The following is a 19,528-nucleotide window of genomic DNA, read 5'->3' on the forward strand; positions in this document are numbered from 1 at the left end:
CACGGTCGGTCCGGCCCCGCTCCGGAGGGCCTACGCCGCCACCGACCCCGCGGGCGCACTACGCTCGGGACCCATGAGCGACAGGCACATCAGTCAGCACTTCGAGACCCTCGCGATCCACGCGGGCAACACCGCCGATCCCCTCACCGGCGCGGTCGTCCCGCCGATCTACCAGGTCTCGACCTACAAGCAGGACGGCGTCGGCGGGCTGCGCGGCGGTTACGAGTACAGCCGCAGCGCCAACCCCACCAGGACGGCCCTGGAAGAGAACCTCGCCGCCCTCGAAGGCGGCCGTCGCGGCCTCGCGTTCGCGTCCGGACTGGCGGCCGAGGACTGCCTGTTGCGTACGCTGCTCAGCCCCGGCGACCACGTGGTCATCCCCAACGACGCGTACGGCGGTACGTTCCGCCTCTTCGCGAAGGTCGTCTCCCGATGGGGCGTGGAGTGGTCCGTGGCCGACACCAGCGACCCCGACTCCGTACGAGCCGCCCTCACCCCGAAGACCAAGGCCGTCTGGGTCGAGACGCCCTCCAACCCCCTTCTCGGCATCACCGACATCGCCGCGGTCGCACAGATCGCGCGCGAGGCGGGCGCCAAGCTCGTCGTCGACAACACCTTCGCGACCCCCTACCTCCAGCAGCCGCTCACGCTCGGCGCGGACGTCGTCGTGCACTCCCTCACCAAGTACATGGGCGGCCACTCGGACGTCGTCGGCGGCGCGCTGATCGTCGGCGACCAGGAGCTCGGCGAGGAGCTGGCGTATCACCAGAACGCGATGGGCGCGGTCGCCGGGCCCTTCGACTCCTGGCTGGTGCTGCGCGGTACCAAGACGCTCTCGGTGCGCATGGACCGGCACAGCGAGAACGCCGGCAAGGTCGCCGAGATGCTCACCCGGCACGCGCGCGTGACGCGTGTGCTGTACCCGGGCCTCCCGGAGCACCCCGGTCACGAGATCGCCGCCAAGCAGATGAGGGCGTTCGGCGGCATGGTCTCCTTCCAGGTCGAGGGCGGCGAGGAGGCGGCCGTCGAGGTCTGCAACCGCGCCAAGGTGTTCACGCTCGGCGAGTCCCTGGGCGGCGTCGAGTCCCTGATCGAGCACCCGGGCCGTATGACGCACGCCTCGGCGGCCGGTTCGGCGCTCGAGGTCCCCGCCGATCTCGTACGCCTCTCCGTGGGCATCGAGAACGTCGACGACCTGCTCCAGGACCTCCAGCAGGCCCTCGGCTGAGTCAGGTCACCAGCCCGTCAGCGGTGGAGTCGTTTCCGACGGCGGCTCCACCCACGGGCGGGCGATGCTCGCCCAGACGATGAAGGCGACGGCCGCCGCGAACAGCACCAGCCACATCAGGCGCCGGGCCGCCGTCCAGCGGCGCAGCATGCGCCCGCCACGGCGTACGACGTCCGCGTACAGGTCGGGCGGCACCGGGGGCGGCGCCTGCTCCAGCATGCGCCGTACCGCCGCCTCGCGCTCGGGAAGGTTCACGACGGCGCCACCTCCACCCTGGTCGGTGCCGGGCCCCGCGGCGGGTGCAGCAGCGTCGCCATCGCGCGGGCGCAGATCGTGTGCACGCGTTCCGTGGGGAGCCCGAGCAGGGCCGCCGTCTGTTCCTCGGCGACCCCCTCGTACAGCCTGAGGACCAGAATCAGCCGCTCCTGGGGCGTGAGCCGGGCCAGGACGTTGTCGGGGGAGGGGCGCGGCCGCCCGAAGCTCCCGTACTGGTGCCAGGCCGAGCGTGCGAAGCGCACGGCCAACTGCTGGCGGGCACGGTCGTACGGGTCCTCGCCGCGCAGCCGGTCCCAGGAGGCGTACGTGTGGGCGAGGGCCAGCGTCAGCAGGCGGCGGGCCCGCGGGTTGGCGTCCCGGGGTTCCGCCGTCAGCAGCGTGGCGGCATGCAGCAGCCGCCCTGCCGCGCCCGCGACGAACGCCTCGAACTCCCGGGCCCGGCGGGCGCCTTGGGACGCCTGCCGTTCTCGCACCACGCCTCCGTCCGAGGGCGATCCTGAGGGAAACGGGGCCCCGGCCACGTACGACAGGCCGCACCGTGTGCGACAAGGACCCGGTCTCATATGAGGCCAGGCGCCGCCTTCCGGTCAAGAGTCCGACGCACATGCACGCGCGCGTGAAGAGCGGGGAGACCCGAAAACGGCCTGTGCGCACGTGCCGGACGGGGGCGCGGTGAAGCCCCCGGGTCGTTCAGGAGGTCGGCTGCGACTCCGCGCCGGGCAGGCCCTGTGCCGCCTGGCGGGCGGAGAGCGCGCCGTTGAAGCGCGTGAGGAGCGTGCAGAACGCCTCGCGCTCCTCCGGCGCCCAGTCGTGTGTCAGCTCGGCCATCAACTGACGCCTGGAGGAGCGCACTTCGTCGAGGCGGGACTGCCCGCGCGGCGACAGCTGGAGCACCACCGCACGCCCGTCCTCGGGGTGCGAGGTCCGCTTGACGAGCCCGGTGTCGACCAGTGGCGCCACCTGCCGGGTGACCGTCGAGGAGTCGATGCCCATGCTCGCGGCGAGTGCCTTGACGCCCATGGGCCCTTCCTTGTCGAGGCGGTTGAGCAGCAGGTACGCGGCGCGGTCCATGGAGTTGCGCACCTGCCCCACCCCGCCGAGCCGGGTCTGTTCGGCACGGCGCGCGAAGACCGCGACCTCGTGCTGCAGCGTGTCGAGAAGACCGGTGTCACCGACGGTCGTCATGTCCATCGACATTTCAGGTGTTGTGGGCATGGCCGGGGGCTCAATTCATGCGTGGGGAGCTGGGTTGGGGGACAGGGTACGCGGCCGGGGCGCGGGCCGTACCGGCGCTGCGCAAACCTGTCTCGGAGCGTGGTCACGGCCGGGGTGCGCCCGTGTGAGCTGCGAGACTGGAGGTCATGAGCTACAGCACGGCTGACTCCTTGCACAGCGTGACTCTCGACGACGTACGTGGCGCGCAGAAGATGCTCACGGGTGTGGCGCGGGTGACCGCGATGGAGGGCAGCAGGTACTTGTCCCAGCTGGTGGGCGCACCGGTCCACTTCAAGTGCGAGAACCTCCAGCGCACGGGTTCGTTCAAGCTGCGCGGCGCGTATGTGCGGATCGCCGGGCTGCTTCCCGAGGAGCGCGCGGCGGGTGTCGTCGCCGCCAGCGCGGGCAACCACGCCCAGGGCGTCGCCCTGGCCTCCTCGCTGCTCGGCGTGCGTTCCACGGTCTTCATGCCGACCGGCGCCCCGCTGCCGAAGGTCGCGGCCACGCGCGACTACGGCGCCGAGGTGAGGCTGCACGGACAGGTGGTGGACGAGACGCTGGCCGCCGCGCAGGAGTACGCGGCCGAGACGGGCGCCGTGTTCATCCACCCCTTCGACCATCCCGACATCATCGCGGGCCAGGGCACGGTCGGCCTGGAAATCCTGGAGCAGTGTCCCGAGGTGCGCACGATCGTCGTCGGGATCGGCGGCGGCGGGCTGGCCGCGGGCGTCGCGCTCGCGGTGAAGTCGATCCGCCCGGACGTACGGATCGTCGGTGTGCAGGCGGAGGGCGCCGCGGCGTACCCGCCCTCGCTGGCGGCAGGGCGCCCGGTGTCGATCGAGAACCCGGCGACGATGGCCGACGGCATCAAGGTCGGACGGCCGGGCGACGTACCGTTCCGCCTTGTCGAGGAACTGGTCGACGAGGTCCACACGGTCTCCGAGAACAATCTCTCCAGCGCTCTGCTGCTCTGCCTGGAGCGCGCCAAGCTGGTCGTCGAACCGGCCGGCGCGAGCCCCGTCGCGGCGCTGCTGCGCGAGCCCGGAGCCTTCGAGGGCCCGGTCGTGGCCCTGCTGTCGGGCGGAAACGTGGACCCGCTGCTGATGCAGCGCATCCTGCGCCACGGCATGGCGGCGGGTGGCCGTTACCTGGCGGTCACGCTGCGGTTGACCGATCGTCCCGGAGCCCTGGCCACACTTCTCGGGGTGTTGTCAGTGGCGGACGCTAACGTCCTCGATGTGAGTCACGTACGGACCGATCCACGGCTCGGGCTCACGGAGGTGGAGGTCGAGCTGCACCTGGAGACGAAGGGCCCCGAGCACTGCGCCGAGGTGAACCGGGCGCTGCGCGAGGCGGGTTACACAGTGATCGGCTGAGATCACGAGCGCTTTCGTCTCCGGTCGGAAAAACCTGTTGAGCAACGCGATACATCGCGTTACGGTGTGTCTCCCGTCACGGAACTGCCGGGCGGGCGGCGCGTTCGCCCCACCGGGCGGTGCGAAACAGTAAAACTCACACTTTCGTGAAAATCCCCAACGACGTGGAGAACTCACATGCCAGGCGCCATCTATGCCGAAGGCCTGGTCAAGACCTTCGGTGACGTAAGGGCTCTGGACGGCGTCGACCTCGATGTCCCGGAGGGCACAGTGCTGGGTCTGCTCGGGCCGAACGGCGCGGGGAAGACGACCGCGGTCCGCTGCCTGACGACCCTGCTCCGCCCCGACAGCGGCAAGGCCGTCGTCGCGGGCGTCGACGTGCTCAAACACCCCGACGCCGTGCGGCGCAGGGTCGGCCTCTCCGGACAGTTCGCCGCGGTCGACGAGTACCTGACCGGCCGCGAGAACCTGCAGATGGTCGGCCAGCTCTACCAGATGAAGGCCAAGGCCGCGAAGATACGCGCGGACGTGCTGCTCGAGCAGTTCAACCTCGCGGACGCCGCCGACCGCACCGCGAAGACGTACTCGGGCGGTATGCGCCGCCGGCTCGACCTGGCGGCCGCGCTGGTCGTGTCACCTCCGGTGATGTTCATGGACGAGCCGACGACCGGCCTGGACCCGCGCAACCGCCAGCAGCTGTGGGACGTCATCAAGGACCTGGTCTCCGGCGGCACGACCCTGCTGCTGACCACCCAGTACCTGGAAGAGGCCGACCACCTCGCGCACGACATCTGCGTGGTCGACCACGGCCGCGTCATCGCCCGCGGCACTGCCGACCAGCTCAAGGCACAGACCGGCGGCGAGCGCGTCGAGGTCGTGGTCCACGAGCGCGAGCACATGGAGACCGCCTCCGAGGTGCTGCGCGGATTCGGCAAGGGCGAGACCACCGTCGAGGAGCACACCCGCAAGCTCACCGTGCCCGTCACCGGCGGCGCGAAGCTGCTCGCGGAAGTCATCCGCGAGCTGGACACCCGGGGCATCGAGATCGACGACATCGGCCTGCGCCGTCCCACCCTGGACGACGTCTTCCTGTCGCTCACGGGCCATGTGGCCGAGGAGCGCGAAGAGGGCAACGGAGTGGCGGACGCAGGCAAGGGTTCCAAGCGCAAGAAGGAGGCAGGCAAGTGAGTGCCGTGACCGACGCCGTGCAGATCACGGCGCCCTCGAACCCCGTCAGCCAGTCCATTCGCGACTCGCTGGTCGTCGCCAAGCGCAATCTGATCAGGATGTCCCGGATCCCGGAGATGGTGATCTTCGGGCTGATCCAGCCGATCATGTTCGTGGTGCTGTTCAGCTACGTCTTCGGCGGCTCCATGATGATCGGCGGCAGCACCAGTTCGACCGACTACCGCAACTTCCTGATGGCGGGCATCTTCGCGCAGACCGTCACGTTCGCCACGGCGGGCGCCGGCGCGGGTATCGCCGACGACATGCACAAGGGCCTCATCGACCGCTTCCGCTCGCTGCCCATGGCGCGCGGCGCGGTACTGACCGGGCGTACGCTCGCCGACCTCGTGCAGACCGCGCTGACCCTGCTGGTCCTCGCGGTGGTCGCCCTGCTGGTCGGCTGGCGGGTCGGCTCGGACGGCGACACCAACGCGGCCAAGGTGCTGGGCGCCTTCGGGCTGCTGCTTCTGGCCGGGTACGCGTTCACCTGGATCGGCGCCCTCATCGGCCTCTCCGTGCGCACACCCGAGGCGGCCACCTCCGGCGGACTGATCTGGCTCTTCCCGGTCACGTTCATCTCGAACGCGTTCGTGGACTCCAGCAACATGACGCCCTGGCTGCGGCACATCGCGGACTGGAACCCGTTCAGCGCCACCGTGCAGGCCTGCCGCGTGCTCTTCGCCAACCCCGGTCAGTCGACGTCGGACGCCTGGCCCATGCAGCACTCGGTCTGGGCCTCGGTGATCTACTCGGTCCTGATCATCCTGATATTCAGGACGCTGGCGGTGCGCAAGTACCGATCCGCCACGGCGTGACCCGGACATGACGATGCCCCCGGCCGCGCGGCCGGGGGCATCGCCGTAGTCGCCGGTCCTGGGCTCAGCCCTGGTACGGCTCGGCCTTGAGGATCTTCACCGAGGCGAACTTGCCGTTCGGCAGTTCGTACTGGGCGTCCTCGCCGACCTTCTTGCCGTTCACACCGGAGCCCAGCGGGGACTGCGGCGAGTACGTCTCGATGTCAGAGCTGGCGTACTCGCGCGAGGCCAGCAGGAAGTCCAGGGTGTCGTCCTCGTCGCCGTCGCCGTCGAAGGCGATGGTGACGACCATGCCCGGCGCTACCGCACCGTCCGCCGCGGGAGCCTCGCCGACCTTGGCGTTCTCCAGAAGCTGGGTCAGCTGGCGCACACGGAGCTCCTGCTTGCCCTGCTCCTCCTTGGCCGCGTGGTACCCGCCGTTCTCGCGCAGGTCCCCCTCCTCGCGCGCGGCCGCGATCTTGGCGGCGATCTCCGTGCGCGCAGGACCAGACAGGTACTCCAGCTCGGCCTTCAGCTGGTTGTACGCCTCCTGGGTCAGCCAGGTGACGTTCTCGCTGGTCTGGGTCACAGGTGCTCCTCGTAGGTACTGGGAATACAAAGCATCGCCCTACCCAGAAGAATGTTCCTTCACGGGTGGGCGAAACCACGAGCCTAACAATTCAGTGGCTCAAGGGGGAGGACATAAGGCATCAGAATTTCGTCAGTGCAGGTCAGCGGGTAGGAGTCAAGGGCGATGCCGACCCGTGTCGGTGCCTGTGTCCGCGCCTGTGCCGTTCCGCTCAGTCCGCGTGACAGCCGAGCAGCTCCGCCGTGGAGCCGAGGGCCGTCGTACGCAGGGTAACCACCTTGTCGATGCGTGAGGAGTCCTGGTCGAAACGGAAGTCCGCGCGACCCACCTCGGCACCGTCGGCGTTCTGCGAGCGCAGGGTGCAGTAGCCATGGGCGTCCGCGTCCTTGCGCACCTCCAGGTGCACCTCGACAGCGCTGTCCGAGGCCGCCTTGAAGGTGATCACTTCGGCGCTGATCTTGTTGCCGACGACGTAGTGGAAACCGAACCAGCCAACCAGGGCGAGCAGGGCGACGCCCAGTACAGTTCCGATGGCCTTGAGTTTCCGGTCGGCGCGCTCGTCCGCGGAGCGGCCGTACCGGCCCTCGGGCAGCTGCGTGCTCGCCGTACTCATGATCGTCCTCTCGGCCGGCCGGGACCAATGTCCTGGAAGGGGCCCCGTGACCGGGCCCTGGAATTATTGGCCCCCCGATTCCGTCACTATAGAAGCCGCCCATCGCGCTGTTTCACGCCGGGCGCCGACAGCCGACCTACGAGGCGACAGCCGACTGACCGAGGATTGAGTCTTGACTGACCAGCTGCGACTGATGGCCGTGCACGCCCACCCCGACGACGAGTCGAGCAAGGGCGCGGCGACCATGGCGAAGTACGTGTCCGAGGGGGTGGACGTGCTGGTCGTGACCTGCACGGGCGGGGAGCGCGGCTCCATCCTCAACCCGAAGCTTCAGGGCGATGAGTACATCGAGGAGCACATCCACGAGGTACGCAAGAAGGAGATGGACGAGGCCCGCGAGATCCTCGGGATCAAGCAGGAGTGGCTCGGCTTCGTCGACTCGGGCCTGCCCGAGGGCGACCCGCTGCCCCCGCTCCCCGAGGGTTGTTTCGCCCTGGAGGACGTCGACAAGGCGGCCGGCGAGCTGGTCAAGCAGATCCGCTCCTTCCGCCCGCAGGTGATCACCACATACGACGAGAACGGTGGTTACCCGCACCCCGACCACATCATGACCCACAAGATCTCGATGGTGGCGTTCGACGGTGCGGCGGACCGCGAGAAGTACCCGGAGTCCGAGTTCGGTCCGGCGTTCCAGCCGCAGAAGCTCTACTACAACCAGGGCTTCAATCGCCCGCGCACCGAGGCGCTGCACAATGCCCTGCTGGAGCGCGGTCTGGAGTCGCCGTACGGGGAGTGGCTGAAGCGCTGGTCGGAGTTCGAGCGCACCGAGCGCACGCTGACCACGCATGTTCCGTGCGCGGACTTCTTCGAGATCCGGGACAAGGCGCTGATCGCGCACGCCACACAGATCGACCCCGACGGCGGCTGGTTCAAGGTCCCGATGGAGATCCAGAAGGAGGTCTGGCCGACCGAGGAGTACGAGCTCGCCAAGTCCTTCGTCGATACCTCCCTCCCCGAGGACGACCTCTTTGCGGGCATCCGCGACAATGCCTGACATGAGCGCAAGCCTGGCACTGACACAGCTCGTCCCCCTCGCCAAGGAGGTCGACCAGAACAAGGTCACCCCCGGCGTCCTCGGCTTCATCGTCTTCGCGGTGATGGCCCTGGCGGTGTGGGGGCTGATGAAGTCCATGAACCGGCACATGGGCAAGGTCACCTTCGAGGAGGACGCCCAGAAGGGCGCGGGGTCCTCCGGCAAGGGCGCCGATGCCGGGATCACCGGGAGCGGGAAGGCTTCGCCCGCGAAGGGCTGAGCCCGTCCCCTCGCGCGTGCCGCCTCTGGCGCGTGCCGCCCCTGGCGCGTGCGTGGCACTCAACGGGAGTGGCCCGCCAGGGACAGGTACTTCACGGACAACAACAGCAGCAGGTGCGCGGACTCCGACCGTGGATGGCCGGAGTGCGCGCCCGCTGTGCCATTGACGCGGACGTACATCTCGCTCGCGTCGACGCGGACTCCGCGGTGGTCGCGGGCGTCGCGCGGATACGGCTTCGCGACACACCGACTCCGGACAACCGGACGTGCCGCGCACACCGCTGCCTAGGCGCCGGGGAGAGCCCTGCCGCCCCTTGGCGGCCGCCGCCTCCACAGCCCGGCGGTCTCCGCGACAGCCGGGCGGTCTCCGCGACAGCCGGGCGGTCTCCGCGACAGCCGGGCGGTTCCCGCGACAGCCGGGCGGTTCCCGCGACAGCCGGGCGGTTCCCGCCACAGTCCGGCGGTCTCCGCCACAGTCCGGCGGTCCCCGCCGCATGCCCGGCGGGGATCCGCAGCGGCGGTGTCCGCGTGCCGGCGGCGCCGCGCGGGTTCACTCCCGCCCCGCGCCGACCGCCACCCCCATCACATCCCGCGCATGCCGCCCCGGCACCATCCCGAGTCGCCAGGCCTGCCAGCCGGCGTCCAGGTCCACGCCACGCTCCAGCAGCAGCTGGTACGCCTCGATGTAGTCGTCCAGTTTTCCGTCCCGGGAGGGATGTCCGGTGCCGGAGAGCTGGGTCAGTTCCTCCTGGGCCACCGCGGCGCCGACCTCGTAGCCGCCGGGAGCGGCGTAGGGGAGCAGGGTGCACCTCAGGAACTTGGCCCAGTCCTCGCCCCGGCGGTCGCCGTACGACGTGAAGAGGTCGATCGCCTCCTCGCACAGGGCCAGGGCCTGTTGCGTACGGGCGTTGCCGGCGTCGACGACCGCCAGTTCGAGGCAGGTCCAGGCCTCGCCGTGGGCGACGCCGATGCGCTGGAAGTCGGCGCGGGCGTCGACCAGGAGCTGGCGGGCGAAGCCCGAGTTCCTCAACGAACCCGTCTGGGCGGCCCGTTGGTCGCGCGTGACGCGGGCCGAGTGGTGGCGGGCGCAGGCGAGGCCGTACACGTCGCGCATGCGGGAGAACATCGTGCGGGAGCGCTCCAGTTCACGGACCGCCTGGTCCAGGTTGCCGGTCTCCTCCAGGGCCTGGCCCAGGTAGTAGATCGTCCACGCCTCGCCGCGCGCGTCCTCGTTCTCGCGGTGGCGGGAGGCCGCCTGGCGCAGGCCGGCGACCGCGGAGGTCGGGTCGCCCTCGACGAGCCGGGCGCGGGCCAGCTGGGTGAGGGCCCAGGCCTCGCCGCGGGCGTCACGGGTACGGCCGTACAGGTCGAGAGCCTCGCGCAGTTCGCGCTCCGCGCGCGGTACGTCGCCCATCCGCAGACCGAGCTGGCCGAGTTGGAAGTGGGCCCACGCCTCGCCGTGTACGGACTCGCCTTCGCGGTGCAGGACCAGGGCCTCGGTCAGCAGGTCCAGGGCGCGGGCGAGCCGGGACCTGTCGCGCTCCACCGCCGCGAGCGCGTGCATCGTCCAGGCGCGGTCGGCGGCAAGGTCGGGGGAGGCCTGGAGGTCCATGGCCTCCTGGAGCTTGGCCGCGGCCTCGGTGAGGTTTCCCTGGTGGTGCAGGGTGATGCCGAGGGAGCAGAGCGCCCGGGCGGCGCCCGCGTCGTGATGGGCCTCGAAGTAGAGGTCCACGACCGAGGCCAGGGTCGTGCGTGCCTTGTCGAGTTCGCCGAGCTGGCGGGCCGCGATGCCGGTGCGCCACTGGACCGAGCGCACCAGCAGGCCCTGGTCGACCGCCTGGGTCAACTCGCTGATCTCGCCCAGGCGGTAGAGGTCGCCGCGCAGGAGGCAGTAGTCGCACAGGGCGCCCAGGAGGTTCAGTACCGCGGCTTGGTTCACGCCCTCCGCGTGCCGCAGCGCCGCCGTGATGAAGCTCGACTCGTCGTCCAGCCAGCGCAGGGCCGCGTCGAGAGAGGTGAAGCCGTGCGGCCCGAACTGATCGGCGCGCGTGGACGTCTTGCCGTCGACCAGGCGGATCACCGAGTCGGCGAGCTCCGCGTAGTTCACGATCAGGCGTTCCTGCGCGGCCGTGCGCTCGGAGGGTTCCTCCTCGTCCAGGAGGCGGGCTCCCGCGAAGGCCCGTACGAGGTCGTGCAGGCGGTAGCGGCTGCCGCGGACATGGTCGATCAGGCCCGCCTGGGAGAGCGCGGTCAGCTGGCGGGTGGCCTCCGGTTCGTCGGTGGCCAGCAGGGATGCCGCGGCGGCCGCGCCCAGGGAGGCGCGGCCGGCCAGGGCCAGTCGGCGCAGGAGTCGGCGCGCCATGTCCGACTGGTCGGTGTAGCGCAGCCACAGCACTCGCTCGACCGGTTCCACGGGGCCGTATGCCGCGAGGTCCGTGGCCAGTTGGCGCGGGGTGCGGGGGCCGAGGGAGGAGCCCGCGATGCGCAGGGCCAGGGGCAGGCCGCCGCACAACTCCCCTACGCGGTCGGTGGATTCGGCGTCGTACGGGCCGGACTTGTCCTGCGCCGTCGCGTTCAACAGCTCCTCGGCGCCTGCCGCGTCCAGCGCCTCGACGGGCAGCTGGTGCACCCAGGCGGGGAGGTCGGCGGGCAGGTCGAGCGGTGTGCGGGCGGTGACCAGGACCAGGCTCTCCGAGCGCTCGGGGACCAGGGTGCGCACCTGCTCGGCGTCGCTCGCGTCGTCCAGGACGATCGTCACCGGCAGGCCCGCCAGGTGCTGGTGGTACAACTCGCTCAGCCGCCTGACCTGTTGGTCCGGTGAGGAACGCTCACGGAAGAGGAGCTGCTCACGCGGTGCGCCGAGCCGGTTCAGGAGGTGGAGCAGGGCGTCGCGTGTGGTCAGTGGGGGGTCGTCCGGGCTGTCGCCGCGCAGGTCCACCACGCAGGCACCGCGGAACTGGTCCCTGAGGTCGTGCGCCGCCCGGATCGCGAGGCTGCTGCGGCCGGAGCCGGGCGCGCCGTGCAGCACCACGACCGTCGGCTTCGTCTCGGTGCTGGCGCGCGCCGCGTGCACCCACTGCGCGACCCGTGACAGCTGGGCCCGGCGTCCCGCGAACGGCCCGTCCGGCTCGGGCAGTTGACCGAACGACTGCTCCAGCACACTGCGCCGTCGCGCCGCCGCGCTCTTGTCGGTACGCCGCAGCTGGGGAGCACCCTGCTTCGCGCTCGTGGAGGCGCTGATGACCCGCTGCTGGTCGAGGAACGGTCGGATGCCTCGTACTTCCAGGGCCGTGAGCCACTGCAGGCGCAGCTGTTCGGGGCCGCCGGGCTGCGCGATGGCACCGGCCCGGCGGCTCGCGGCCGGCAGATGAGAGGCCGTCACCTTGAGCACGGTGGCCGCCGCGCCCACCACCCCCACCGTGGCACCCGCGCCGATCGCCGTCCCTGCGCCCGTGCCCAGCGCAAGATCCGCGACGACGGCGGCCACTGCCCCAACGGCCGCTATCAGTACGGGAGTTCCAGCACCGTCCTGGGCATAGCGCTGCGCGAACGTCAGCTGTCCCGCCTCCGCGTCGTCGAGGGCCCGCGTATACGCCTCGTACTCCTCGCCGGCCGTCTGTCCCATCGCGTCGAGCGCGGCCCGCGTCCGGGACAGCAGCACACCCCCGTCAACGCGCCCACCCGAACGCCGGACCTCTTCCTCGACGGCCCGGGCCAACAGCCGCTCGGCTTCCGCCCGATGGCTGTCCCGCATGTCACGTCCCCCTCCGGCAGCAACTCCTTGGCCCATGAGTGTCCTTCGTGCGGGACGGGAAGGCGAGAGGCCCTGCGATCATTCGGGCAGTACTACCCCGGTCCTTCACACACCGCGTGCGCCATGGACAGTGCGAGATACACACATGCGCAGGCGAGCCCCGCCTCCGCCACCGCACAGGCCAGGGCCTGGACGAGGGCGGCGCCCGGCTGCGCGGTGGTTATGTCGAACCAGGCGTCGAGCACCGCGACCGCGGCCGTCGCCGACGCGGTCAGCCGGGCGTGCGGATTGCGGCGGAAGCCCAGCACGGCGGTGGCCGCGCACCCCGCGGCCATCAGTACATCGAGTCCCACCCATGCCACCTGCCAGTTCCGCACCTCGGTGCTCGCCGGGAGCGTACGGACGAGGAGCACCATCCACGGCACGAGCGCCACGGCGGTGGCGCCGAGTAACACCAGAGCCCATTTCGTTCGCATGCCACCACGATAGAACCGCAGAGGAAATTCTGCAAAGAAAATTCTGCAGAACTTGCTCTGCGAAGGGAAGCGGGCCGGGGATACCGTGGCCGCATGCCCGACCCCGAGCTGACCAGCGTCGAACGCACCGCCCTGTACAAGTCCCTCGGCAACCCGCTGCGCCGCCGCATCCTCGAGTACCTGGGCCGGCACGGCGAGGCGAACTCGACCGTGCTCGCCAAGGAACTCGGCGAGAGCTCCGGCACGACCAGCTACCACCTGCGCAAACTCGCCGAGCAGCGCCTCATCGAGGAGATCCCCGAGAAGTCGGGCGGCCGGGAACGCTGGTGGCGGACGCTGCCGTTCAGCCACACCACGCCCGACCCGGCCACGATGACCGCCGAGGAGTACGCGGCGGCCGAGCACCTCGCCCTGCTGAAGATCGACGTGGACACCGAGCTGTTCCGCCGGGCCCACCAGGAGTACCGGGGTCCGGAGGGCTGGGCCCAGGTCCAGCGCCACGGCGCCTGGATGAGCAAGGACGAACTCCGCGCGTTCCTGCGCGAGTACCACGCCCTCCTCGACCGCCACAGCCACTCCCGTGAAGACGCCCCCGAGGGAGCACGCCCGGTGAGCCTGCGCTTCTACGCCGTTCCGGACGCCGTAGAAGAGCCAGAAGGCGAGCCGACGGGCGGGTGATGCGCTCGTTCACCGCCCGACAGGAACCCGGCGCGTCGGGCTCCGTAAACCCTGGGGCATGTGGGGGTTGGTGTAAGGGGCGGCCGGTGTGGCTATCGTGATCGCACACATCGCAAGGACAGCCACGGGGGAGTAGATGTCTGCGGACAACAGCTCGTTCACGGGCCCGCCGCCGGGACCGCCGCAGCCGCACCAGCCCCGCTGGGCCTGGTGGGTCGTCGGGATCGTCATCCCGCTGGTGGGAATCATCGTCACGATCATGGCGAGCCGGCCGGACTCGTCGGACGACAAGAGTGTGCAGTCGGCGCCGACGCGGTCGTCCGCCGCGGCGAGCCCCACAGCCACGGGCGGGTCCGCCGACGAGTCCGCCGCGCAGCCCGGCAAGAGCGCCAAGGCGGCGAAGGCGGCGTTCGGTCCGAAGGTCATCGAGGCCGACACGACCAACTCGGGCTCGTACATCGAGTTCGACGCGTCCGAACCGGTCGTGGTGGCGAACTCCATGCTCAAGGGCGCGGACCTCATCATCAGCGCGTCGACCGGTGGTGCTCCGGACCTGTTCGTGCCGGACTCCCACATGACGCTGGCCCCGCTGCCGGGCTCGGGCGCCGCCCCGACGGCCGAGGAGTGCGCCCAGAGCGTGGACCGCAACGGCACCTACACGCTGCCGGCGACACGCGGCGGCGGGTTCTGCCTGGCGACCGACCAGGGCCGCACGGTCTACCTCAAGGTCCTCACCGCCCCGTCCGCCGGGCCGGCGAAACTCGAGGTCACCGTCTGGTAGACGCCTGACGCCCGGCGTGCGGGGTACTGCGGCAGGATGGAACCCATGCCGAACCGACTGGCCCATGAGACGTCCCCGTACCTCCTCCAGCACGCCGACAACCCCGTCGACTGGTGGCCCTGGTCGGCCGAGGCCTTCGACGAGGCCCGCAAGAGCAACAAACCGGTCCTGCTCAGCGTCGGATACAGCAGCTGTCACTGGTGCCACGTCATGGCGCACGAGTCCTTCGAGGACGAGGCGACCGCCGCGTATCTGAACGAGCACTTCGTGAGCGTCAAGGTCGACCGCGAGGAGCGGCCGGACGTCGACGCCGTCTACATGGAGGCCGTGCAGGCGGCGACCGGGCAGGGTGGCTGGCCCATGACCGTGTTCCTCACGCCGGACGCGGCGCCCTTCTACTTCGGTACCTACTTCCCGCCCGCGCCCCGTCACGGGATGCCCGCCTTCCGGCAGGTCCTGGAGGGCGTGCACAGCGCCTGGACCGACCGGCGGGACGAGGTCGCCGAGGTCGCGGGCAAGATCGTGCGGGATCTCGCCGGGCGGGAGATGAGCTTCGGCGACGACCGGGTGCCCGGCGAGGAGGAGCTCGCCGGTGCGCTCCTCGGGCTCACCCGGGAGTACGACGCCGCGCGCGGCGGTTTCGGCGGGGCGCCCAAGTTCCCGCCGTCCATGGTGATCGAGTTCCTGCTGCGGCACCACGCGCGGACCGGCTCCGAGGGTGCCCTGCAGATGGCGCAGGACACCTGCGAGCGGATGGCCCGCGGCGGCATCTACGACCAGCTCGGCGGCGGTTTCGCCCGCTACTCCGTCGACCGCGACTGGATCGTGCCCCACTTCGAGAAGATGCTGTACGACAACGCCCTGCTGTGCCGTGTCTACGCACATCTCTGGCGTACCACCGGCTCCGAGCTCGCGCGCCGCGTCGCCCTCGAAACCGCCGACTTCATGGTGCGCGAACTACGCACCAGCGAGGGTGGGTTCGCCTCCGCACTCGACGCCGACAGTGACGACGGGACCGGCAGGCATGTCGAGGGCGCGTACTACGTATGGACGACCGAGCAGCTGCGTGAAGTCCTCGGCGACGACGCCGAACTCGCCGCCCACTACTTCGGGGTGACCGAGGAGGGAACCTTCGAGGAGGGTGCGTCCGTCCTCCAACTCCCGCAGCACGAAGGCGTGTTCGATGCGGCGGTGATCGCCTCGATTCACGAGCGGCTGCTCGCCGCGCGTGCCGAGCGGCCCGCCCCCGGCCGCGACGACAAGGTGGTCGCCGCCTGGAACGGGCTCGCCGTCGCCGCCCTCGCGGAGACCGGCGCCTACTTCGGGCGCCCCGACCTCGTGGACGCCGCGATCGGCGCCGCCGACCTGCTCGTACGGCTGCACATGGACGATCGCGCGCGCCTCGCCCGTACCAGCAAGGACGGTCAAGTCGGCGCGAACACGGGAGTGCTGGAGGACTACGCGGATGTCGCCGAGGGCTTCCTCGCGCTCGCGTCCGTCACCGGGGAAGGTGTCTGGCTGGAATTCGCCGGGTTCCTGCTCGACCACGTGATCGAGCAGTTCATCGACTCCGAGTCGGGCGCGCTCTACGACACGGCGGCCGACGCCGAGCAGTTGATCCGCCGGCCGCAGGATCCCACCGACAACGCCACGCCCTCCGGCTGGAGCGCGGCGGCCGGGGCGCTGCTGAGCTATGCCGCCCAGACCGGCGCCGAACCCCATCGCGCCGCCGCCGAGCGGGCGTTGGGTGTGGTGAAGGCGCTCGGCCCGCGCGCGCCCCGCTTCATCGGCTGGGGTCTGGCGGTCGCCGAGGCGCTCCTCGACGGGCCGCGCGAGGTCGCGATCGTGGGGCCGGCCGACGATCCGGCCACCAAGGCCCTGCACCGTACGGCCCTTCTGGGCACCGCCCCGGGCGCCGTGGTCGCCGTAGGAGCGCCGGAGAGCGACGAGCTGCCCCTGCTCGCCGGTCGCCCGCTGGTTGACGGAAAGCCGGCCGCGTATGTCTGCCGCAACTTCACCTGTGACGCTCCGACATCGGATGTCCAGCGACTGAAGGACGCGCTCGGCAGCGTAAGCGCCGTCTGAAACAGTCACCCGTGGACCGGAAACCTCCGACGTAGCCGGATACATCCCCTTCTTCGACTGAGGATTCCGAAACATTCTATTTATTTGAAAAGCCCACAGGCTTCACAGTTCCCACTTAGTCTCTCCACGGTGCGCGGCAGATGTGACTCGCTGTCGCGACAGGGGGTTTGGGGATCTGGGGGGATCTGTTGCTCACGTCTGTTTTCATCGCTGCCGTTTCGCTTGCGCTCTTCTGGATGGCGGCCTTCACCCTGTGGTGGCAGATGCACGCGTGGCGTACGCCCGAAGTGCTGGCCTCCACCCGGTTCAGCAGTCCGGACGGCGGTGAGAGCCTGTCCTTCTCGCTGCTGCTGCCCGCGCGGCACGAGCAGGCCGTGCTCGACCACACGATCCAGCGACTGCTGGAGTCCAGCCACACCGACTTCGAGATCATCGTGATCGTCGGCCACGACGACCCGGAGACGACCGCGGTCGCCCGGGCCGCCGAGGAGCGCGACCCGCGCGTCCGTGTCGTCGTCGACCACCACGAGAAGAAGAACAAGCCGAAGGCCATGAACACGGCGCTGCCGCACTGTCGCGGCGACGTCGTCGGAGTCTTCGACGCCGAGGACCAGGTCCATCCGGAGCTGCTCGCCCACGTCGACCACGCGTTCCGTACGACGGACGCGGACGTCGTCCAAGGTGGCGTCCAGCTCATCAACTTCCACTCCAGCTGGTACAGCCTGCGCAACTGCCTGGAGTACTTCTTCTGGTTCCGCTCCCGGCTCCATCTGCACGCGCAGAAGGGCTTCATCCCGCTCGGCGGCAACACCGTCTTCGTACGGACGAAGGTCCTGCGGGAAGCCGACGGATGGGACCCCAACTGCCTCGCCGAGGACTGCGACCTGGGTGTGCGGCTCTCCAGCGTCGGCAAGAAGGTCGTCGTCGCGTACGACTCCGACATGGTGACCCGCGAGGAGACCCCGGGCAGCCTGATGTCGCTGATGAAGCAGCGCACCCGGTGGAACCAGGGCTTTCTGCAGGTCTACCGGAAGAAGGACTGGAAGCAACTCCCGAGCTTCGGGCAGCGGTTGCTCGCCCGCTACACGCTCATGACGCCGTACCTGCAGGCCGTCTCCGGTGTGGTCATCCCGCTCAACGTGGCCATCGCGCTCTTCCTCGACGTGCCGGTCGGCGTCGCCTTCATCACGTTCCTGCCGGCCGTGACCGCTCTGGTCACCTTCGTCTTCGAGCTGGTCGGACTGCACGACTTCGGCAAGCAGTACGGGCTTCGAGTCCGCTTCATCCACTACCTGAAGCTCATTGTCGGCGGTCCCTTCTACCAGGTGCTGCTGGCGGGCGCCGCCGTGCGTGCCGTATGGCGCGAGCAACGGGGCCGCAATGACTGGGAGTTGACCAGTCATGTCGGCGCGCATCTCACCGAAGTGATCCGAGAGGACGTTCCCGCGTGACCTCCACTCTTCCCGCGGCGACCACACCCACGGTCCCCGCGCAGCGGCCTCGTGCGCCCAAAATCGTCCCCAACGCCCACCCGGTCCTGCGTTTTCGCAGCTCGCGCTCCGATCTGATCCTGTGCGCGGTACTCCTCGCGGCGATCCTCGTCGTCCAGGGCTGGAACATCGCCGCCTATCCGACGCTCAGCGACGACGAGGGCACCTACCTCGCCCAGGCCTGGGCCGTCCAGCAGGGCAAGGGCCTGGCTCACTACACGTACTGGTACGACCACCCGCCGCTCGGCTGGATCCAGATAGCCGTACTGACCTGGATCCCCGCTCATTTCAGCCCCTCACTGATGACCGTCGGCTCGATGCGCGTCGCGATGCTGCTGATCAGCGCCATCAGCGCGGTCCTGGTGTACATCCTCGCGCGCCGCCTCTCGCTGCCGCAGTGGGCCGCCGGGCTCGCGATGCTGCTCTTCGGACTCTCGCCGCTGTCGGTCGTGCTGCAGCGTGAGATCTTCCTCGACAACATTGCGGTGATGTGGACGCTCCTGGCGTTCTGCCTGGCCGCGTCCCCCAGCCGGCATCTCTGGCACCACTTCGGGGCGGGCATCGCGGCCGCGGCCGCCGTGCTCACCAAGGAGACGATGCTCGTCATCCTGCCCGCGCTGATGGTCACCATGTGGCGGCACAGCCACCGCGACACCCGCAAGTTCGCGCTCACCGGCGCCGTCACCGCCTGCGTGCTGATCGGCCTGGCGTACCCGCTCTTCGCCCTGCTCAAGGGCGAGTTGCTCCCCGGCTCGGGGCACGTCTCGCTCTGGGACGGCATCACGTACCAGATGAGCCGCCCCGGCTCCGGCTTCATCCTCGACCGGGGCACCGGCTCCTACGGCGTCCTGCAGTCCTGGCTGTACTACGACCGCGTACTGCCGCTCGGCGGCCTCGCGGGCGCCCTGCTCCTCCTGGTCACCTGGCGCTGGTCGGTGACCGCGCGCGCCCTGGCCGGACCCGCGCTCACCGTGGCGATCCTCGCCCTGGTGGCGCTGCGCCCGAGCGGCTACCTGCCCGCGATGTACGTCATCCAGGCGCTGCCGTTCCTCGCGCTCGTCCTCGCCGGGGGCACCGCGAGCGTGGCCCACGCGGTGCTGCGCAGGTGGCGCCGCGACGAGGAGAGGACGTACGTCACCTGGGGGCGCCGGGGGCTTGCGGCCGTGCTCGTGGTGGCCGCCGGCGCCTATGTCGTGCCGCGCTGGTACGACGGTGACCGCACCGCCGTGACCGCCGACGCCAACGCCTCCTACCGGGCGGCCTCTTCGTGGCTGAAGACCGAGGTGAAGGACCCGAAGGACACCCGGGTCCTCGTCGACGACGCCCTCTGGCTCGACCTCGTCCACGACGGCTACCGGCCCGGGCTCGGCGTCATCTGGTTCTACAAGGCCGACCTCGACCCCGCCGTGACCAAGACGATGCCGCGCGGCTGGAAGGACCTCGACTACGTCGTGGCCTCCCCGACGGTACGCCGCGACGCGGTCGACCTGCCCAACGTCAAGGCGGCGATCGAGCACTCGACGCCGGTGGCCACCTTCGGCAAGGGCGAGGACCGCATCGAGATCCGCCGCATCGAGACCGTGGGAGGCTCCCGATGAGTTACGAGTCCACTGTTCCCGAGGAGCTGGGCGACC

The 19,528-nt window shown here is 70.2% G+C and carries 18 protein-coding genes; 11 read left to right on the forward strand and 7 right to left on the reverse strand.

The genetic code is table 11. The features are described 5' to 3' along the window. The first annotated feature begins 73 nt into the window (after nucleotides 1–73). A complete protein-coding gene (locus IEY95_RS33810; protein WP_189190000.1) occupies nucleotides 74–1,228 on the forward strand; it encodes a cystathionine gamma-synthase in 1,155 nt (384 codons plus the stop codon). A 6-nt stretch (nucleotides 1,229–1,234) separates the two neighbouring features. Here the strand turns inward: IEY95_RS33810 and IEY95_RS49535 are convergent, their stop codons facing one another. From IEY95_RS49535 to IEY95_RS33820, 3 genes are all read right to left on the reverse strand, one after another. After that, nucleotides 1,235–1,483 (reverse strand): hypothetical protein, encoded by a 249-nt coding sequence (locus IEY95_RS49535; protein WP_229703547.1) that lies wholly within the window; start codon nucleotides 1,481–1,483, stop codon nucleotides 1,235–1,237. After that, nucleotides 1,480–1,977 carry a sigma factor-like helix-turn-helix DNA-binding protein gene (locus IEY95_RS49540; RefSeq protein ID WP_229703548.1) on the reverse strand — a complete coding sequence of 166 codons (498 nt, stop codon included), beginning with the start codon at nucleotides 1,975–1,977 and terminating at the stop codon, nucleotides 1,480–1,482. The genes IEY95_RS49535 and IEY95_RS49540 overlap by 4 nt, the downstream gene beginning before the upstream one ends. 217 nt (nucleotides 1,978–2,194) lie before the next feature. Continuing rightward, nucleotides 2,195–2,701, reverse strand: coding sequence for a MarR family winged helix-turn-helix transcriptional regulator (locus IEY95_RS33820; RefSeq protein ID WP_189190183.1), 507 nt, complete (start codon nucleotides 2,699–2,701; stop codon nucleotides 2,195–2,197). Between the two features lie 164 nt (nucleotides 2,702–2,865). On the opposite strand from IEY95_RS33820, the gene ilvA reads away from it, so the two are divergent. From ilvA to IEY95_RS33835, 3 genes are all read left to right on the forward strand, one after another. Beyond that, entirely contained in the window at nucleotides 2,866–4,095 is a 1,230-nt protein-coding gene (ilvA, locus tag IEY95_RS33825) for a threonine ammonia-lyase (RefSeq protein WP_189190001.1), read from the forward strand. A 177-nt stretch (nucleotides 4,096–4,272) separates the two neighbouring features. Then, entirely contained in the window at nucleotides 4,273–5,283 is a 1,011-nt protein-coding gene (locus IEY95_RS33830) for an ATP-binding cassette domain-containing protein (RefSeq protein WP_189190002.1), read from the forward strand. Further along, nucleotides 5,280–6,137, forward strand: coding sequence for an ABC transporter permease (locus IEY95_RS33835; RefSeq protein WP_189190003.1), 858 nt, complete (start codon nucleotides 5,280–5,282; stop codon nucleotides 6,135–6,137). Before IEY95_RS33830 ends, IEY95_RS33835 begins: the two co-directional genes overlap by 4 nt. A gap of 64 nt (nucleotides 6,138–6,201) precedes the next feature. Here IEY95_RS33835 and greA read toward each other — a convergent pair whose 3' ends face one another. Together greA and IEY95_RS33845 are read right to left on the reverse strand one after the other, a co-directional pair. Next, the gene (gene greA, locus IEY95_RS33840) at nucleotides 6,202–6,705 is read right to left on the reverse strand and encodes a transcription elongation factor GreA (RefSeq protein ID WP_189190004.1); all 504 of its coding nucleotides are present in this window, start codon (nucleotides 6,703–6,705) and stop codon (nucleotides 6,202–6,204) included. A gap of 211 nt (nucleotides 6,706–6,916) precedes the next feature. After that, entirely contained in the window at nucleotides 6,917–7,318 is a 402-nt protein-coding gene (locus IEY95_RS33845) for a DUF4307 domain-containing protein (RefSeq protein ID WP_189190005.1), read from the reverse strand. Nucleotides 7,319–7,511: 193 nt separating this feature from the next. Between IEY95_RS33845 and mca the strand changes: the two genes are divergently transcribed. Continuing rightward, entirely contained in the window at nucleotides 7,512–8,372 is an 861-nt protein-coding gene (gene mca, locus IEY95_RS33850) for a mycothiol conjugate amidase Mca (protein WP_189190184.1), read from the forward strand. 1 nt (nucleotide 8,373) lies between these two features. Continuing rightward, on the forward strand, nucleotides 8,374–8,631 hold the full coding sequence (locus IEY95_RS33855) for a hypothetical protein (RefSeq protein WP_229703549.1): 258 nt from the start codon (nucleotides 8,374–8,376) through the stop codon (nucleotides 8,629–8,631). Nucleotides 8,632–9,180: 549 nt separating this feature from the next. Here the strand turns inward: IEY95_RS33855 and IEY95_RS33860 are convergent. Beyond that, nucleotides 9,181–12,384: a tetratricopeptide repeat protein gene (locus IEY95_RS33860; protein ID WP_189190007.1), complete on the reverse strand. Its 3,204-nt coding sequence runs from the start codon at nucleotides 12,382–12,384 to the stop codon at nucleotides 9,181–9,183. A gap of 92 nt (nucleotides 12,385–12,476) precedes the next feature. Continuing rightward, nucleotides 12,477–12,860 (reverse strand): hypothetical protein, encoded by a 384-nt coding sequence (locus IEY95_RS33865; RefSeq protein ID WP_189190008.1) that lies wholly within the window; start codon nucleotides 12,858–12,860, stop codon nucleotides 12,477–12,479. Nucleotides 12,861–12,953: 93 nt separating this feature from the next. Here IEY95_RS33865 and IEY95_RS33870 point away from each other — a divergent pair, with 93 nt between their 5' ends. The 5 genes from IEY95_RS33870 (at nucleotide 12,954) to IEY95_RS33890 (ending at nucleotide 19,492) form a co-directional block, all read left to right on the forward strand. Beyond that, nucleotides 12,954–13,538 (forward strand): ArsR/SmtB family transcription factor, encoded by a 585-nt coding sequence (locus IEY95_RS33870; protein ID WP_189190009.1) that lies wholly within the window; start codon nucleotides 12,954–12,956, stop codon nucleotides 13,536–13,538. Between the two features lie 136 nt (nucleotides 13,539–13,674). Next, nucleotides 13,675–14,319, forward strand: coding sequence for a hypothetical protein (locus IEY95_RS33875; RefSeq protein ID WP_189190010.1), 645 nt, complete (start codon nucleotides 13,675–13,677; stop codon nucleotides 14,317–14,319). 45 nt (nucleotides 14,320–14,364) lie between these two features. Then, entirely contained in the window at nucleotides 14,365–16,404 is a 2,040-nt protein-coding gene (locus tag IEY95_RS33880) for a thioredoxin domain-containing protein (protein ID WP_189190011.1), read from the forward strand. A gap of 188 nt (nucleotides 16,405–16,592) precedes the next feature. Further along, on the forward strand, nucleotides 16,593–17,855 hold the full coding sequence (locus IEY95_RS33885) for a glycosyltransferase (RefSeq protein ID WP_189190012.1): 1,263 nt from the start codon (nucleotides 16,593–16,595) through the stop codon (nucleotides 17,853–17,855). Further along, the gene (locus IEY95_RS33890; RefSeq protein ID WP_189190013.1) at nucleotides 17,852–19,492 is read left to right on the forward strand and encodes an ArnT family glycosyltransferase; all 1,641 of its coding nucleotides are present in this window, start codon (nucleotides 17,852–17,854) and stop codon (nucleotides 19,490–19,492) included. The genes IEY95_RS33885 and IEY95_RS33890 overlap by 4 nt, the downstream gene beginning before the upstream one ends. Nucleotides 19,493–19,528: the final 36 nt, after the last annotated feature.

Origin of the sequence: Streptomyces albiflavescens (assembly GCF_014645835.1) — a bacterium.
GTDB lineage: Bacteria > Actinomycetota > Actinomycetes > Streptomycetales > Streptomycetaceae > Streptomyces > Streptomyces albiflavescens.

What these genes read in the sequence shown, in the direction of transcription:
- IEY95_RS33880 (WP_189190011.1), top strand. Translation starts at nt 14,365, where the DNA reads ATGCCGAACCGACTGGCCCATGAGACGTCCCCGTACCTCCTCCAGCAC.
- IEY95_RS33830 (WP_189190002.1), top strand. Translation starts at nt 4,273, where the DNA reads ATGCCAGGCGCCATCTATGCCGAAGGCCTGGTCAAGACCTTCGGTGAC.
- IEY95_RS33875 (WP_189190010.1), top strand. Translation starts at nt 13,675, where the DNA reads ATGTCTGCGGACAACAGCTCGTTCACGGGCCCGCCGCCGGGACCGCCG.
- IEY95_RS33820 (WP_189190183.1), bottom strand. Translation starts at nt 2,701, where the DNA reads ATGTCGATGGACATGACGACCGTCGGTGACACCGGTCTTCTCGACACG.
- ilvA (WP_189190001.1), top strand. Translation starts at nt 2,866, where the DNA reads ATGAGCTACAGCACGGCTGACTCCTTGCACAGCGTGACTCTCGACGAC.
- IEY95_RS33810 (WP_189190000.1), top strand. Translation starts at nt 74, where the DNA reads ATGAGCGACAGGCACATCAGTCAGCACTTCGAGACCCTCGCGATCCAC.
- IEY95_RS33865 (WP_189190008.1), bottom strand. Translation starts at nt 12,860, where the DNA reads ATGCGAACGAAATGGGCTCTGGTGTTACTCGGCGCCACCGCCGTGGCG.
- IEY95_RS33860 (WP_189190007.1), bottom strand. Translation starts at nt 12,384, where the DNA reads ATGCGGGACAGCCATCGGGCGGAAGCCGAGCGGCTGTTGGCCCGGGCC.
- IEY95_RS33845 (WP_189190005.1), bottom strand. Translation starts at nt 7,318, where the DNA reads ATGAGTACGGCGAGCACGCAGCTGCCCGAGGGCCGGTACGGCCGCTCC.
- mca (WP_189190184.1), top strand. Translation starts at nt 7,512, where the DNA reads ATGGCCGTGCACGCCCACCCCGACGACGAGTCGAGCAAGGGCGCGGCG.
- IEY95_RS33870 (WP_189190009.1), top strand. Translation starts at nt 12,954, where the DNA reads ATGCCCGACCCCGAGCTGACCAGCGTCGAACGCACCGCCCTGTACAAG.
- IEY95_RS33855 (WP_229703549.1), top strand. Translation starts at nt 8,374, where the DNA reads ATGAGCGCAAGCCTGGCACTGACACAGCTCGTCCCCCTCGCCAAGGAG.